14 protein-coding genes are annotated in these 14962 nt (G+C 62.9%); 9 read left to right on the forward strand and 5 right to left on the reverse strand.

The window, feature by feature from the left end; all coding sequences use genetic code 11:
- The first annotated feature begins 134 nt into the window (after positions 1-134).
- Both C446_RS16440 and C446_RS16445 read left to right on the forward strand, forming a co-directional pair.
- Positions 135-725, forward strand: a complete 591-nt coding sequence (locus C446_RS16440; RefSeq protein WP_006674254.1) for a GNAT family N-acetyltransferase — start codon at positions 135-137, stop codon at positions 723-725.
- A 246-nt stretch (positions 726-971) separates the two neighbouring features.
- Positions 972-2657 carry an acyl-CoA mutase large subunit family protein gene (locus C446_RS16445; RefSeq protein WP_006674255.1) on the forward strand — a complete coding sequence of 562 codons (1686 nt, stop codon included), beginning with the start codon at positions 972-974 and terminating at the stop codon, positions 2655-2657.
- Between the two features lie 183 nt (positions 2658-2840).
- Here the strand turns inward: C446_RS16445 and C446_RS16450 are convergent, their stop codons facing one another.
- The gene (locus C446_RS16450) at positions 2841-5213 is read right to left on the reverse strand and encodes a methyl-accepting chemotaxis protein (RefSeq protein ID WP_006674256.1); all 2373 of its coding nucleotides are present in this window, start codon (positions 5211-5213) and stop codon (positions 2841-2843) included.
- Between the two features lie 3 nt (positions 5214-5216).
- Positions 5217-6197 carry an ABC transporter substrate-binding protein gene (locus C446_RS16455; protein WP_006674257.1) on the reverse strand — a complete coding sequence of 327 codons (981 nt, stop codon included), beginning with the start codon at positions 6195-6197 and terminating at the stop codon, positions 5217-5219.
- Positions 6198-6586: 389 nt separating this feature from the next.
- Between C446_RS16455 and C446_RS16460 the strand changes: the two genes are divergently transcribed.
- Positions 6587-7426: an aldo/keto reductase gene (locus C446_RS16460; protein WP_049920313.1), complete on the forward strand. Its 840-nt coding sequence runs from the start codon at positions 6587-6589 to the stop codon at positions 7424-7426.
- A 149-nt stretch (positions 7427-7575) separates the two neighbouring features.
- Positions 7576-7959, forward strand: a complete 384-nt coding sequence (gene mce, locus C446_RS16465) for a methylmalonyl-CoA epimerase (RefSeq protein ID WP_006674259.1) — start codon at positions 7576-7578, stop codon at positions 7957-7959.
- Between the two features lie 549 nt (positions 7960-8508).
- On the opposite strand, the gene C446_RS16470 is transcribed toward mce, so the two are convergent.
- A complete protein-coding gene (locus C446_RS16470; protein ID WP_006674260.1) occupies positions 8509-8703 on the reverse strand; it encodes a cold-shock protein in 195 nt (64 codons plus the stop codon).
- Positions 8704-8847: 144 nt separating this feature from the next.
- On the opposite strand from C446_RS16470, the gene C446_RS16475 reads away from it, so the two are divergent.
- On the forward strand, positions 8848-9102 hold the full coding sequence (locus C446_RS16475; protein ID WP_049920314.1) for a hypothetical protein: 255 nt from the start codon (positions 8848-8850) through the stop codon (positions 9100-9102).
- Between the two features lie 125 nt (positions 9103-9227).
- Here the strand turns inward: C446_RS16475 and C446_RS16480 are convergent, their stop codons facing one another.
- Positions 9228-9905, reverse strand: a complete 678-nt coding sequence (locus C446_RS16480; protein ID WP_006674262.1) for a ferredoxin--NADP reductase — start codon at positions 9903-9905, stop codon at positions 9228-9230.
- 152 nt (positions 9906-10057) lie between these two features.
- On the opposite strand from C446_RS16480, the gene C446_RS16485 reads away from it, so the two are divergent.
- A complete protein-coding gene (locus tag C446_RS16485) occupies positions 10058-11806 on the forward strand; it encodes a 2-oxoacid:acceptor oxidoreductase subunit alpha (protein ID WP_006674263.1) in 1749 nt (582 codons plus the stop codon).
- On the forward strand, positions 11803-12666 hold the full coding sequence (locus tag C446_RS16490; RefSeq protein WP_006674264.1) for a 2-oxoacid:ferredoxin oxidoreductase subunit beta: 864 nt from the start codon (positions 11803-11805) through the stop codon (positions 12664-12666). The genes C446_RS16485 and C446_RS16490 overlap by 4 nt, the downstream gene beginning before the upstream one ends.
- A 562-nt stretch (positions 12667-13228) precedes the next feature.
- On the opposite strand, the gene C446_RS16495 is transcribed toward C446_RS16490, so the two are convergent.
- The gene (locus C446_RS16495) at positions 13229-13624 is read right to left on the reverse strand and encodes a helix-turn-helix domain-containing protein (protein WP_006674265.1); all 396 of its coding nucleotides are present in this window, start codon (positions 13622-13624) and stop codon (positions 13229-13231) included.
- Between the two features lie 342 nt (positions 13625-13966).
- Between C446_RS16495 and C446_RS16500 the strand changes: the two genes are divergently transcribed.
- Together C446_RS16500 and C446_RS16505 are read left to right on the forward strand one after the other, a co-directional pair.
- The gene (locus C446_RS16500; RefSeq protein WP_006674266.1) at positions 13967-14401 is read left to right on the forward strand and encodes a DUF2214 family protein; all 435 of its coding nucleotides are present in this window, start codon (positions 13967-13969) and stop codon (positions 14399-14401) included.
- A complete protein-coding gene (locus C446_RS16505) occupies positions 14391-14894 on the forward strand; it encodes a hypothetical protein (protein WP_006674267.1) in 504 nt (167 codons plus the stop codon). The genes C446_RS16500 and C446_RS16505 overlap by 11 nt, the downstream gene beginning before the upstream one ends.
- Positions 14895-14962: the final 68 nt, after the last annotated feature.

Below are 14962 nucleotides of genomic sequence, written 5' to 3' on the forward strand. Positions count from 1 at the left end.
CAGACGGCCCGACGATCGCCCGCTCGGGCGAGACACGCGAGGCGACGGTTCGACGGCCGATTCGGGACGGGAACCGTCGATACGGCGGCGAGAACCCACAAATCCTTTTGACCGCACGGCTCCTACGTCGACCCATGTACGTCCGGGACGCGAAAAACAGGGACGAGGTCTGGCTGCTCGATCACATCGAGTCGATGGGGCTCGACGATACGGCCTTCCGGTCCCGGGACTACGTCCTCGCGGTCGACGAGGAGTCGGGCGAAAAGGCCGGGTTCGGTCGGATCCGCATCCACAAGGCCGAGGACGACGACCGGGACGAGGTCTGTGAACTCACCAGCATCGGCGTTCTCGAGGGGTGGCGTGGCCAGGGCGTCGGCGCTCACGTCGTCGAACGACTGATCGAGTACGCGAGCGACGAAGGATTCGACACCGTCTACGCGCTCACGGGGGAGGGGAGCTACCTCGCACAGTTTGGCTTCCGCCGAATTGAGGAGTCCGCCCTGCCGGTCACGCTGGAAACCCGACTGTCGGCCAAGCGTGACGGCGTCGATTCCGAGGCGGTGCCGTATGCCCTCGAGGTGGATCGGTTCCGGATGCCCGACCGGCTCCGGGCGGCGTTCAAGCGCGCGCCGGAAGGGCGAGACGAGGTATCGAACGAGGAGTCGGCCGAGGATTTCGGGATCGATTCCGATTCGGCGACGTACAAGTACGATACGGGACGGTAGTCACCGCTCGGATGGGCGTGTCACTATCCGTATTTTATCTGGGCTATCGCGCTCGAGCGATTCGACTGAGTCGCTGACTCGCGGTTACGGCACCTCCGCTATAGTAACAACTGCAACGATTTGTACACTGATCGCCGATCCGTCTGGCGAGCAGGTGCCCACTGGCTTGCAGTGGCTACTACAGGAGGCGGGCAAGCCTGATGCGTTCATCAAGCTTCAAGCCGCCTCCCGTCCACGGTAATCATAATGTTCGATTCCGACGAACTCGAGGAGATCCGTGCCAGTAAGGAGGAGTGGCACGAGGAGGAGGTCGAGCCCGTCCTCGAGCGTTTCGGCGAACGGAACGAAACGTTCACGACGGATACGGGCGGCCAGGAAGTCGATCGGCTCTACACGCCTGACGACGTCGGGGCCCTCGACTACGAGGAGGACCTGGGGAATCCGGGCGAGCCACCGTATACGCGTGGGGTGTACTCCACGGGGTACCGGGGCCGGCTGTGGACGATGCGCCAGTACGCCGGGTTCTCGACGCCTGAAGACACCAACGAACGGTACCACTACCTGCTCGATCAGGGACAGACCGGGCTCTCGATGGCGTTCGACCTGCCGACTCAGATGGGGTACGATTCGGACGACGAGATGGCCGCCGGCGAGGTCGGGAAAGCAGGCGTCGCCATCGATTCACTGGACGACATGGAGACCGTCTTCGACGGCATTCCGCTGGACCAGGTCTCGACCTCGATGACGATCAACGCACCCGCGTCCGTCCTGCTGGCGATGTACATCGCCGTCGGTGACAAGCAGGGCGTCGACCGCGAGGAACTCCGTGGGACGATCCAGAACGACCTCCTGAAGGAGTACATCGCCCGGAACACCTATATCTACCCACCGGAGCCGTCCATGCGGATCATCACGGACATCTTCGAGTTCTGCGCGGCTGAGACTCCGAAGTTCAACACGATCTCCATCTCGGGCTATCACATCCGCGAGGCCGGCTCGACGGCCGCCCAGGAGCTGGCTTTCACGCTGGGCAACGGCATCGAGTACGTCGAGGCCGCGATCGACGCCGGGCTCGATGTCGACGAGTTCGCGCCCCAGCTCTCGTTCTTTTTCAACGGCCACAACAACATCTTCGAGGAAGTCGCGAAGTTCCGCGCAGCCCGTCGAATGTGGCACGACATCATGGAAGAGCGGTTCGACGCCGACGATCCCAAGTCGAAACAGCTCAAGTTCCACACCCAGACAGCCGGCTCGATGCTGACCGCCCAGCAGATCGAGAACAACGTCGTCCGGGTCGCCTACCAGGCTCTGGCCGCGGTACTCGGTGGCACCCAGTCGCTCCACACGAACGGGAAAGACGAGGCCCTCTCGCTGCCGACCGAGGAATCCGTCCGGACCGCGCTCCGAACCCAGCAGATCCTCGCCCACGAATCGGGCGCAGCCGACACCATCGACCCGCTGGCAGGTAGCTACTACGTCGAATCCCTGACCGACGAGGTCGAGGAGGAAGCCTACGAAATCTTAGACGAAGTCGAGTCCCGCGGCGGCATGCTCGCGGCCGTCGAACAGCAGTGGGTCCAGCGACAGATCCAGGACACCGCCTTCGACCGCCAGAAGGAGATCGAAGAGAAAGAGCGCATCATCGTCGGCGTCAACGAGTTCGAGATGGAAGACGAAGAACCCGAGATGGACGTCCAGGAAGTCACCGAAGAGGACGAACGACGCCAGATCGATCACCTCGAGTCCGTCCGCGAAGAGCGCGACGACGAGGCCGTCGACGCCACGCTCGAGGCACTGCGGGACGCGGCCCGCGGCGACGACAACCTGATGCCGTACATCGTCGACGCCGTGAAAGCGTACGCGACGGTCGGGGAGATCTGTGGCGTCCTTCGCGAGGAGTTCGGCGAGTACCAGCCCGGGAGCGCGATGTAGGAACAGCCCAGCACGCCGTCTTCTCCTCGAGTTCGGTTCTCCAGTCCGATCGGATCGATTCCCGAAGGCCGAAGAGGCCACGGAACCCGCCCTGTCTCCGCGAACGGATCACTGTCGGTCGTTTCAAACGCAACCGCGGTGGCGGGCGATGGCGGTTGCGCCGGGAAAGCTACCGCAACCGGCTCACTCCGTGTCGGACCCGGTCGTCTCGAGGTCGTCGAACCGTTCCGAGAGTTCGGACGCCTGCGTGGCGAGTTGCCTGGTCCGGTCGGAGACGCTCGCCATCGAACTCGTCTGCTCTTCGGCGGCAGCAGCGACGTTCTCCGCCTCGGCCGTCGTTTCCTCGCTGATGGTCGCGGTCTCGTCGACCATCGAGGAGACCTCTTCGAGCGAGGCGGCCTGATCGTCCGTCGCGTCGGAAATCTCTTGAATGCCGACGTTCGTCTCGTCGGCGTACTGTGTGATCCGGTCGAGTTCTTCGACTGCGTCGTCGACCTGGTCGATCGCGTCGTCGATCCGTTCGCTCGTCATCTCGACGGTCTCGACCGACGTCTCGGTCTGAGCCCTGATCCGCTCCAGTCGCTGTTCGATCTCGTCGGCAGCTTCCTTCGCGTCGCCCGAGAGCTCTTTGACTTCCTGTGCGACGACGCTGAAGCCGCGACCGGCGTTGCTGTTCCCTTCGGCGCGGGCGGCCTGGACGTTCGCATTGAGCGCGAGGAGACTCGTATCGTCCGCGATAGTCGATATCTGACTGATCAACTCGTCGATGTGGGCGACCTCGGTCTCCAGGTCGCGAATCTCCGAGACGGCTAACTCGGAACTCTCGTCGATCTCGTCCATCGCCGAGGCAGCCTTCGAGGCCGCTTCCTGGCCGGATTCGGCCGCATCGGACGTCTGCTTTCCGAGGTCCGCAACCTCGTCGGAGGAGGCGGCGATCTCCTCGGTCGTCGCCGACAGATCGCTCAGTTCGTTGGCGGCGCTTTGGAGTGCGTCGTGTTGCTGTGATGCCCCCTCTGAGATTTCCTGAACCGACTCGGCGACTCGCTCGCTCGCGTCACGGACTTCCTGGCTTCCGGCCGTCACGTCCTGGCTCTCTGCGGCGACCGCCTCGGCGAACTCGCTTACCTCGTCGATCATGCGATCGATTTCGGCGATCATCTCGTTGTACGCGGTGCCGATCTCTTCCATCGCTTCGTTCTGACTCTTCGGATCGACACGTCTGGTCAGGTCACCGTTTGCAGCCGCCTCCATCGCATCGCGGTACGCGTTGGCTTTCGTCTGGAGGTGTTCGAGGAGTTCCTCGGCCGACTGACGAGCCGCTTCGGCCTCTTCCTGGGCCGCTTCTGCGGTCTCTTTTGCTTGCTCGGCCTCCTCGGTCTTGCGCTCGGCCCGCTTTCGTGCCTCTTCGGACTCCTCGATCTGCTCGACCATCGATGCTCGCATGTCGTCGATCGAGTGATAGAGCGTGCCGAGTTCGTCCCGTCGATCGGACTCGAGGACGACGTCGTACTCGCCGGCTCTGATCCGCTCGGCTTGCTCCGACAGCGTGGTGATCGATTTCGCCGTGTTCCGGCCGATAGTCCCGCCGACGAAGACGACGCCGACGAGTGCGAGACCGATGAACAGCAAGATTCCACGCTGGATGTCGCTGCTTAGCTGGTAGGCGTTCTCGCTTGGCGCGTGCGTGATGACGACCCAGTCGCTTCCCTCGACTGGAGCGTACGCCGCGACGTGTTCGTCCTCGAGTTCGGACTGTTTCGTCGCCTCCTCGAGGAAGCCACTGTTTCCATCGAGGCCGTCTCTGAGCTCCGGGATGTCCCGCTGGGTCGCGTTGGGGACGTACGACCCGAGTTCGCCGTCGCCAGCGTCGGCGTGATTCGAGAACAGGACCTGCGTGGAGCCGCCGGTTGCCCGAATTACCTCGGTAAACGTCTCCTCGACCGAACTGTCGAAGTTCTCGTCGACCGCCGATGCGTCGACGGTCATCACGAGGACCCAGCCCGGCTCCTGCGGGACGGGACTCATGAACGTGATGACGGTCGAGCCGTCATCGTCGGTGTACGGCTCAGAGGTGACGACGTCGTCGTAGCCGCTGAACGCCGTCTGTGTGATCCACGGTTCGTCGCTGACGCTCTCGCCGATCTGGGAGTCGTCGGTGCTTGCGAGGGTGACCTCGTCGATAGTGTTGACGAGACGAACCGTCTCGACGCGGTCGGGGAGATGTGATTCTTGCTCTCCGACGAGATACTCCTGGACTGCGTCTGGGTCTTCAGCGAACGAGGGATGGTCGGAGATCAGCCGCGTCGGCAACTCGTTGCTCTCGATCCACTCGCCCAACTGCGCGGCATCGGCCTCCGCCTCGACGGTCAGCCCCTCCTCGACGTCTCTGTCGAGCGTGTTTGCCGCGTCGCCGTGGACGTAGACGCCCGCGATGCTGATGACGACGATGATCACCAACAGCGCGAGTGCGAACTTTGCGAGGTACGACGCCCGGATACGATCGACGACGCCATCGGAGCCGGTTCCGCCATCGGCGGAGTCGTTCTCGTCGCTCATCGCTCAGATCAGCCCCTGTTCGGTGAGAAACGAGGTCGCGACGTCTTGGGGGTCTTCGCCGTCGACGTCGACTCGTGCGTTCAGTTCCTGCATCGTTCCGGGACCGCCGATGGCCGGGCCGATTCGGTTTAGCTCGTCCCGAACGTCCGGCGAACTCTTCTCCTCGGAAATCACCGGAATCGGGTTATACGCCGGCCAGAAGTATTCGTCGTCCTCGAGTAGTTCGAGGTCGTAGGTCGCGAGTTGTGCGTTCGTACTGTAGGCGACACCGATGTCGGCGGTACCGAGTTCGACTTCGTCGTAGGTCAGGCCGACGTTGACGACGACGACGCCGTCTGCTTGCTCCCACTCCGCGAGCGCTTCGTCGTCGAAGTCGTAGTGATCGACCAACCCGGGCCAGCCGTCGTTTCGCCCGTAGAAGTCGTCTTCCACGGCGACCGACAGATCGTAGTTACCGTCGTCGACGTACGCCGCGAGATCGCTGAGCGTCTCGATCCCGGTCTCGTCGATCGTCTCCTGATGGGTGACGAGCGCCCAGGTGTTTTCGAACGGAGCCATATCGAGCACCTCGAGGTCGTGTTCGGCCTCTGCCTCCTCTTTGACGGCTTCGTACTGTTCTTCCTGACCGATAACTGGCTCGTCGTTCTGTGGTGGGTTCGTGAGCCACAGCGTCCCGGTGTAGTCCCAGTAGAAGTCGATGGTGCCGTCCTCGAACGCGCCCCACGTCTCCGCGTTGTTGCCGTAGTTCGTCTCGTCGACCACGCTGGCGTCGGTGTTCGCGTCGAGTAGCTCGTACGCCATGTAGCTCAGGAGGATCGATTCGGTGAAGTTCTTCGACCCGACTACGACCTCGAGCGAGTCACCCCCGTCCGCGCTCGAGTTCTCGACAGAGGAACAGCCCGCAAGCAGCCCCGCACCGGCAACTGCTCCCCCAGCCGAAAGCAGCGATCGGCGCGAAAACACATCAGTTTCAGATTTAGTCATGCTTCCTACGACAGTTTGCCGAGAAAGACGTAAATCAGTAGTGGCCGATATCGGCCGATAGATTTCTCCAAATGTCGACTCAGAATATTCTATGCAGATATTGGTAAGTGGCAGCACCGGTGCTATAAGTATAGGCAATAGTATAATCGAGCGCAATTATAAAATGATTGCTACTACTGATGACGACGGGACGGGGTTGCCCGCAGTTCGAACGACGGCGTGAACTTCCGGGGGTGGTGGGACTGAAATGGTCCCGACTCGAGGAACACTCTACCTCCCAAACGAAACAAATGTTCCTCGCCGTCCAAGGTCCACCCGAACGGGCGGCCGTGCTCGGTCGCGTGGCGATTACCCGTGAGTTCAAGCCGACGGAGGTCCAGTCACCCGGCATGGTACTGGGACCGGACGAGCCGGCGGTAACCGTCCCCACTGATGGCCCCGAAATCCCGAAGCTCGGCTTCGGAACGGCACGAATAACCGGTAACGACTGTAAACGTGCCGTCGAAACCGCCCTCGAGGTCGGCTACCGCCATATCGACACCGCCCAGATGTACGACAACGAGACGGCCGTCGGGGAGGCGATCGCCGAAAGCGATGTCGACCGTGATGACGTGTTCGTCGTCACGAAGGTTCACCCCGATAACGCGGCCCGCGAGGACGTGCTCTCCTCGACTCGGGCCAGCCTCGACCGCCTCGGGGTCGCGACCGTCGATCTGCTCCTGTTGCACGCGCCGAGTGATCGTGCGCCGCTCGAGGAGACTCTCGGTGCGATGAACGACCTCCAGTCGGAGGGCGTCGTCGATCACATCGGCGTCAGTAACTTCGAGGTCGGCGGTCTCGAACGAGCACGCGACATCTCCGAGACCCCGATCGTAGCGAACCAGGTGAAGTACCACCCATACCACCAGCAAGGCGAGCTGCTCGAGTACTGTGCCGGCCGCGACGTGTGCCTGACTGCGTACAGTCCGCTGGCGGAGGGGGCCGTCCCCGGCGACGACAGGCTCGCGGAGATCGGCGACCGCTACGACAAGTCGGCCGCGCAGGTCGCGTTGCGCTGGCTGGTCCAGCAGCCGGCCGTCGCGGCGATTCCGAAGACCGCGACCCTGGCACACATCGAAGCCAACGCGGCGGTGTTCGACTTCGAACTCACCGCGGAGGAGATGGCAGCTGTCGCCGACCTCGGGGACGGTGTCTGGGACCGACTGGCGGCGACGCTTGGGCTTCGCTGAGCGGTGAGGACGCCGCGTCGCTATCGGAGCCGCCGCCAGTCTTCTGCCATCACTTCGGCGCTGCCGTCGGTGATCGGAGCGGCCCGGGTCGAGCCTGCTGTCGACGAACGACCCCACGGTATTTAGGACCCATCTCCGAATGAACGACCATGCACTTCGACCACGCCGGCATCGCGACCGAGGATGCCACGGAACTCGCCGAGCTGTACGGTGACCTGTTCGGCCTCGAGACCGTCCACGAAGAGGTGTTCGACGGGATGCGTGTCGTCTTTCTCGATTGCGGCGACGGCTACTTCGAACTGCTCGAGCCGATCACGGAGGGGACGATTTCGCGGTATCTCGAGGACAACGGTGCGGGGATTCACCACCTTGCACTGGCGACTGACGACATCGAGAGCGCACTCGAGACGGCCCGCGAGCACGACGTGGCGCTCATCGACGAGACGCCGCGGTCGGGTGCGTGGGGACATACAGTGGCGTTTCTCCATCCCAAAGACACGGGCGGAATTCTGCTGGAACTGGTCGAGCACTGAGACGGTACCCCGTTCGGATGGCGTGTCCTCACCGTTCACGTTCAAGCCCCTGAGTTGAGGGCCAGTTGACTGGTGGCCCATCCACCGCGACTTCTGCCCGCGATGGATATACTCCAGTAATGCTGACGTTCCTTACCAGTTCGAGGTATCGTTTCCTCTCCGCCCTACTGCGTCCTCGGAACGCGAAGCGGTCTGCTGTGCGAACGAGAGCTCCGCTCTCGTTGACGCTACTCACTCGCTTTGCTCGTTGCTCCTCGAGGACGGGGACTCCACTCGACAAAGTTGAACCTTGGGTTGATGGAGGTCGCCACGACGCTCTTCGGGACCATCGAGTTTGATGTTGACAGTGCGTCGTGGTGGGTCGTCCATCCGTGATTGGCAATCACGGATATGACCTACTAGACATTTTCGTGCGATATGGGCGTCAGTATTGCCATCGAGCGTGATCAGTTTCGTCAAGTGTCGGCTTGCTCTCCAACCTCGAGGGTCGGGCATCCGCCTCGTACCGCCAGTGAAGAAAACGACTCGAAACGAACTACTCGATCCGAGCTACAGTCGGGTGACGTTGGTCGCCCGGGGACCCTTGGGGGCCTGTTCGATGCTAAACTCGACGTCCTGTCCTTCTTCGAGGTCCGGGCCACCGACGTCCTCCATGTGGAAGAAAACGTCGTCGTCCGCGTCGTCCGTCGAAATGAAACCGTAACCGCCTGTGTCGTTGAAGAAATCAACGTTACCTTTCGCCATTGCTTCTAAAGGGAGGTGACACCCACGCATAAGGGTTCCGTGGGCCAGGTGCCCACGGATCGTGACGCCATGTTCTCACGGCTCTCGGCCCACTCGGTGAAAGCGGTGGCAAGCCTTATCACGGCTCTCACCCAGGAGCGACGTATGAGCCTGTTCGAACGCCTCGGTGAGAAAGTCGAGCGAGTAAAGCAGGAGGCCGAGGCTGCACGCGAGGAGACGGTCGATGCCGAAGACAGAGCCGAGGCCGAACCCGACAACAAAACCGATGGCGAAAGCGACGGGGAAACGGCCCCTGACGCCGACCTCGAGTATCGCTGTCTCGAGTGTGATGCCGGGTTCCCCGACGAGCGAGAGACGTGTCCCGACTGCGGCGCGGCGGCCGTCGTTTTCGACGGCTGATACTACTGGACAACAGTCAGTACACATCCAATCGCGTCTCGACGACCGTCGTATTTCGCAACGGCGTCTCGAGTGCGATCGGTGTGGGGCATTGTTTTGTCCGGCAGTATGAGCAGGGAACCGGGCTATCCGAAGTTCTCGATCGACGCCTCGTCCGGATCGCCGCCGGCGTCTTCGATCGCCGCAGTGACGAACGTGACGAAGTCCTCGAACCCGAACGCGTAGAGCTGTCCGTCCTCGAGATGGCGGTCGATCGCGTCGGCCAGGTCGTCCTCTGTGTCACCGTCGAGGACGTAGACTGTGGCTCCGGCCTCCTCGAGCGCCTCGAGTCGCTCCCCGTGGGCGGGCTCGTCGTCCTGGTAGACGACGGTCGCGTCGTAACCGGCGTCCTGTGCCGCTTCGGCGATCGAGACCGCGGGGCCGACGCCCGGACCGCCCGCGACGGCGACGACGTCCCGGTCACGCTCGTACGTGATCGCTCCGTAGGGGCCGTCGACGTGGACCGTCTCGCCGCCCTCGAGGGCCGCGAGCCAGGGTGAGAGGTCACCGTCTGGATCGACGCCGACCGTGAGTTCGAACGTCTCGTCGACCGACGGCGACGAGAGCGTGTAGTGGCGCTCGACGACATCGGTGTCGTCGTCGGCTTCGTTTTCGTCTTCGTCACCACCAGGCACGGCCCGCAACAGAACGAACTGCCCAGGAAGGGCGTCGAACTCCGCGGGCGTCTCGAGTTCGAGGGCGACCGTGTCCGGTCCGACCTCGCGTACGGATTCGACGGTAACTGGCGTTCCGGCTATCTCCATGTCGTTCGGTTGGCTAGGGAACTGAAAAGGCGTTCCGTTCTGGCTTCGATCCGCGCCGAGACGTGAACTTTGACTCGACCGCGAGTACCGGGGAGGAGGGGGATAGGCTTTCAGAAGCCTTTTTAGCGGGTGGAGGCAAGCCTCTCGATAACATGGCTGAGGACCTCAACTGGGCGATCGGAGGCGAGGCCGGGGACGGTATCGACTCCACTGGCAAGATTTTCGCCCAGGCGCTTTCCCGCGCCGGACGGCACGTGTTCACCTCGAAAGACTTCGCGTCTCGAATCCGTGGCGGGTACACGGCCTACAAGATTCGAACGTCGGTCGACCAGGTCCAGAGCGTCGTGGACCGACTCGACATCCTGGTCGCGCTTACCCAGCGAACCATCGACGAAAACGTCGACGAACTCCACGAGGGAAGTGCCGTCATCTACGACGGCGAACGCTCCTGGGAGGCCGATATTCCCGACGGCGTGACGGGTGTCGACGTCCCGCTGAAGTCCATCGCGGAGGAGGCCGGCGGCGCGATCATGCGCAACACCGTCGCGCTCGGCGCGGCGTGTGAGATCACCGGCTTCGATGTCGAGTATCTCGACGAGTCCCTCGAGAAGCGCTTCGGCGGCAAGGGCTCGAAGATCGTCGAGAACAACAAGGAAGCCGCCCGCATGGGACAGGAGTACGTCCGCGAGAACTACGATGTCGATCTCGGCTACGACCTCGAGACGACCGACGAGGACTACGTTCTCCTGAACGGGAACGAGGCGATCGGGATGGGAGCACTCGCCGCTGGCTGTCGGTTCTACGCCGGCTACCCGATCACGCCCGCAACCTCCATCATGGAGTATCTGACCGGCCGGATCGAGGACTACGGCGGTCACGTCGTCCAGGCCGAGGACGAACTCTCCGCGATCAACATGGCGCTTGGCGCTGCCCGGGGCGGTGCCCGCGCGATGACTGCGACCTCGGGTGCCGGGGTCGACCTGATGACCGAGACGTTCGGGCTCGTCGCCCAGAGCGAGACGCCGCTTGTCATCACCGACGTGCAGCGTTCCGGTCCCTCCACGGGGATGCCGACCAAACAGGAGCAAGGCGACCTCAACATGGCGCTGTACGGTGGCCACGGCGAAGTGCCACGGTTCGTCGTCGCCCCCACCTCGATCACCGAGTGCTTCTGGAAGACCGTCGAGGCGTTCAACCTCGCCGAGAAGTATCAGACGCCGGTCTTCCTCGTCTCCGACCTCGCGATGTCGGTCACCGAGCAGACGTTCCCGCCGGAAGCGTTCGACATGGACGAAGTCGAGATCGACCGCGGCAAGCTCGTCGACGACGACGACGAAGTCGACGAGTGGCTCGACGCCCAGGGTCGGTTCCGCGCTCACGCCGTCACCGACGACGGCATCAGCCCGCGTGCCATCCCGGGAACGGAAGAAGGTGCACACATGAGCACCGGCCTCGAGCACGACGAACTGGGTCGGCGAACCGAAGACCAGGACGAGCGCGTCCAGCAGGTCGACAAACGGTTCCGAAAGGTCGAGACGGCGGAAAAACGGGAGGACTGGGACTACCGCGAGTTCGGCGACGAAGACGCCGACAACCTCGTCATCTCCTGGGGGTCCAACGAAGGCGCACTCGTCGAGGCACTGGACTACCTCGAAGAAGACGTCCGCGTCATCTCGGTGCCGTACATCTTCCCGCGTCCCGACCTAAGCGACGAGATCGAGGCGGCAAACGAGGTCATCGTGGTCGAGGCGAACGCGACCGGACAGTTCGCCGATCTCCTCGAACACGATGCACTTACCCGTGTGAAACGCATTAACAAGTACACGGGCGTCCGCTTCAAAGCGGACGAACTCGCCGAAGAGATTTCCGAACAACTCTCCGTGGAGGTGTCTGCACAATGAGCTCCGACGTTCGATTCACCGACTTCAAATCCGACAAGCAGCCGACCTGGTGTCCCGGATGCGGCGACTTCGGGACGATGAACGGCATGATGAAAGCGCTGGCCGAAACCGGCAACGATCCCGACAACACGTTCGTGGTCGCTGGGATCGGCTGTTCGGGCAAGATTGGGACCTACATGCACAGCTACGCGCTGCATGGCGTCCACGGTCGCGCTCTGCCGGTCGGCACCGGCGTCAAGATGGCTCGTCCCGACATCGAGGTCATGGTCGCCGGCGGCGACGGTGACGGCTACTCGATCGGTGCCGGCCACTTCGTCCACGCCGTCCGGCGAAACGTCGACATGTCCTACGTCGTCATGGACAACCGCATCTACGGGTTGACCAAGGGTCAGGCCTCGCCGACCTCGCGCTCGGACTTCGAGACCTCGACGACGCCCGAAGGGCCTAAGCAGCCGCCGGTCAACCCGCTGGCCCTGGCGCTTGCTTCCGGTGCGTCCTTCATCGCCCAGTCGTTTGCCTCCGACGCACTGCGCCATCAGGAGATCGTCCAGGAAGCCATCGAACACGACGGGTTCGGCTTCGTCAACGTCTTCAGCCCCTGTGTCACGTTCAACGATGTCGACACCTACGACTACTTCCGCGACAACCTCGTCGACCTCGAGGAAGAGGGCCACGACCCGACCGACTACGAGGCTGCCAAGGAAGTCATCCTCGACAGCGACAAGGAGTATCAGGGCGTGATGTACCAGGACGAGAACTCCGTCCCGTACCACGAGAAACACGGCGTCACCGAGGATATGTCCGAAATCCCCGAAGGTGCACCCGACGACGCGATGGATCTCGTCCGGGAGTTCTACTAACCGCCGTCGGACGACAGCCGTTGTCGCTTCGTCGCGATTCGGGTCGTTTCGCTCGTCGCCGTTTGTCCCTTCGAACTGTACCCTCGAGAGCTGAAGGTTCGTCCGCCCTCTCGCCGAAGAGTTTGTGGAAACGAAGGTTTACGGATAGTTCGGTTCTTGGATCGGCGGTTCAGAGAGCAAGAGATTAATCGCGATTCGTAGGTGAAAGCGAGGAGCAAAGTAGACAGCGGAGAAAATCTGACCAGTTATCGAATCGGAGCGAAGGAGGAAAGAAATGAACGTGCATGTTGGAAATCCGCCGATCCCACAACAAGCGCCAGTGGCGAGACGGAGCGAAACGCAAAGTCGAAGGGACCATCCGAGAATCAGGGCGAGGCAGGACGGATCACAGTCGAACCGGCGAGTTTCTGGCTGGCACACTCGAGCCAGGTTCGGACCGTGTGTCGTGGAGGGAGACTCGTCGGCGGCAGGCGGGGCTGACGATGTCGACGCGGTCCAGAACCACAAGAACAGTCTTTCTCACGACTGTGGCTCGGTATCGTCCGTCGTCTCGCCCGTCGATTCACGGAGGCGAGACCTCGGTCTCGACGAACCGGCCGAACGTTTCGCGAACGAGGTTCCGTTCTGCGGCGTTTAGCCGCTCGGAGACGCCCGACTTCGAGAGCCCCGTTTCGGCGGCTAACTCCGTGAGATTCGTTCGACGAGGGCGCTCGTAGTATCCGGTCTCGAGGGCCAAGACCATCATCTCGCGTTGCTTCTCGGTCAGGGCTCCGAGGTCGACCGGCACGACGGCGTTACCGGGGCCGTCGGTCTCGATGATCGACTCTACCCGAGCGTCCGTGTCGTTCCGACCCAACAGCCGGAGGAAGTCCGCCGCGGACTCGTCGTCCGGCAGGCACAACTGGAGGCAAACAGACCCACAGAGTTCGCTTGCGTCGTCGGCACTTTTCTTCGCCATAGACTACCCCTTGTTCGAACGTCGGTGCGTACATCTGAATAGTTACTGGTATGCCTGTCGAAAGCCGGCCAGTCAGATCGTCCGAGGTCGGACCGGTGCGTTGAGACCTGTTCGAGCCTCTCGTCGCAATCGAGCGACTCGATCGAACGGTCGTGACTGGGTGATCCTGTAACGTCGGGAGTGTACGGAACTTTGGTGTCGAACGGTTCGGTACGATCGAACGTGACCGTCCCGCGGTCTACGAACGGTATCCACCCGTCCGCCAGAACCGTGGGTGAGTGGTTGTCCGCTGGGCCGGGAAACCTCACGTACTTGTCGTCGGCCCACGAACGTCACGCTCGAATGGCCGTTTCGGAGTACCTCTTGGTCCGGACGTTGCACGTTCTCGCCGCGTCGATGGCGCTCGGTGGGTCCGTCGTGCTGTGGCTGGCGTTTCGCGTCGCCGACGACGTCTCGGTGACGCTGTTGTCGTGGTTCGAGGGGTTGTTCTGGGGAACGGCAGGCCTGCTCGTGTTCACCGGACTGGGTAACCTCGTCGCGTTCGGCGTTCCCGACGCGACGACGACTCGAGGGACGGCGCTGACGCTCAAACTCGGCGTCCTCCTCGTTCTCGTCCTCGGCTCGATTGTCCGAACGTTCGCCGTCGTTCGCTACGAGCGGTTGGAGGTGTGTGCCGTCGATGCCGACGACGACCGGCTCCGGTGGCTGTACGCCGGTACGGGATGGTGTCTCGCCGCCGTCGTCGTCCTCGCGGGGGTGATCGCACGTGGCCTCTAGCTGGCGTACACTCGAGGTCACGGCGACCGCTACGTCGGCACTCGTGCTTGTCGTCGTCTCGGCTGTCCTCGTCGGGCACGTCTACGGCGGACTCGCCGAGGCGTTGCTCGGGACCGACACGCCGACGGCGGGGCTCCTGTTTGGCTACCTGTGGCTGCTGGCGCTGGTCGCGGCGGCGGACCTCGAGGTCGTCGCTTCTCCTGGCGGCGACTCCGCCGACGCGCGGGCACGACGCTCGGTGGGGACCATCGGCTGGACCGCCGGCGCGGGCGCTGGAATCGCGCTGGTGTATCTGACCGTGGTACTGGTGCTCGGGTTCGTCGCGTCGGGCCCCGGATCGACCGACACTGGGACGGTCGCAGTCGGACGAATCGTCGTCGGAGGCACCGTCGTCGGTGCAGGTATCGGAATCGTCGTCGGTGGGCTGCTCGTCGCCTGCGACCGCATGGCAGCGGCCGTCGCGAGCGACGCGGTGCCGTCGGACGAGGCGTGACCTCCGTTCGAGTGGGAGTGACGGTCGATTACCGTAACGGTGGAAGAACCACGAACGTTTTTTCCGTG

It is taken from the genome of Halobiforma nitratireducens JCM 10879, from assembly GCF_000337895.1.
In the GTDB taxonomy this organism is placed as follows: Archaea; Halobacteriota; Halobacteria; order Halobacteriales; family Natrialbaceae; genus Natronobacterium; species Natronobacterium nitratireducens.

Excerpts from the sequence above, each read along its gene's own strand:
- C446_RS16455 (WP_006674257.1), bottom strand. The coding sequence starts at position 6,197 with ATGACTAAATCTGAAACTGATGTGTTTTCGCGCCGATCGCTGCTTTCG.
- C446_RS16460 (WP_049920313.1), top strand. The coding sequence starts at position 6,587 with ATGGTACTGGGACCGGACGAGCCGGCGGTAACCGTCCCCACTGATGGC.
- C446_RS16500 (WP_006674266.1), top strand. The coding sequence starts at position 13,967 with ATGGCCGTTTCGGAGTACCTCTTGGTCCGGACGTTGCACGTTCTCGCC.
- C446_RS16480 (WP_006674262.1), bottom strand. The coding sequence starts at position 9,905 with ATGGAGATAGCCGGAACGCCAGTTACCGTCGAATCCGTACGCGAGGTC.
- C446_RS16470 (WP_006674260.1), bottom strand. The coding sequence starts at position 8,703 with ATGGCGAAAGGTAACGTTGATTTCTTCAACGACACAGGCGGTTACGGT.
- C446_RS16440 (WP_006674254.1), top strand. The coding sequence starts at position 135 with ATGTACGTCCGGGACGCGAAAAACAGGGACGAGGTCTGGCTGCTCGAT.
- C446_RS16475 (WP_049920314.1), top strand. The coding sequence starts at position 8,848 with ATGAGCCTGTTCGAACGCCTCGGTGAGAAAGTCGAGCGAGTAAAGCAG.
- C446_RS16495 (WP_006674265.1), bottom strand. The coding sequence starts at position 13,624 with ATGGCGAAGAAAAGTGCCGACGACGCAAGCGAACTCTGTGGGTCTGTT.
- C446_RS16490 (WP_006674264.1), top strand. The coding sequence starts at position 11,803 with ATGAGCTCCGACGTTCGATTCACCGACTTCAAATCCGACAAGCAGCCG.
- C446_RS16450 (WP_006674256.1), bottom strand. The coding sequence starts at position 5,213 with ATGAGCGACGAGAACGACTCCGCCGATGGCGGAACCGGCTCCGATGGC.
- C446_RS16445 (WP_006674255.1), top strand. The coding sequence starts at position 972 with ATGTTCGATTCCGACGAACTCGAGGAGATCCGTGCCAGTAAGGAGGAG.
- mce (WP_006674259.1), top strand. The coding sequence starts at position 7,576 with ATGCACTTCGACCACGCCGGCATCGCGACCGAGGATGCCACGGAACTC.
- C446_RS16485 (WP_006674263.1), top strand. The coding sequence starts at position 10,058 with ATGGCTGAGGACCTCAACTGGGCGATCGGAGGCGAGGCCGGGGACGGT.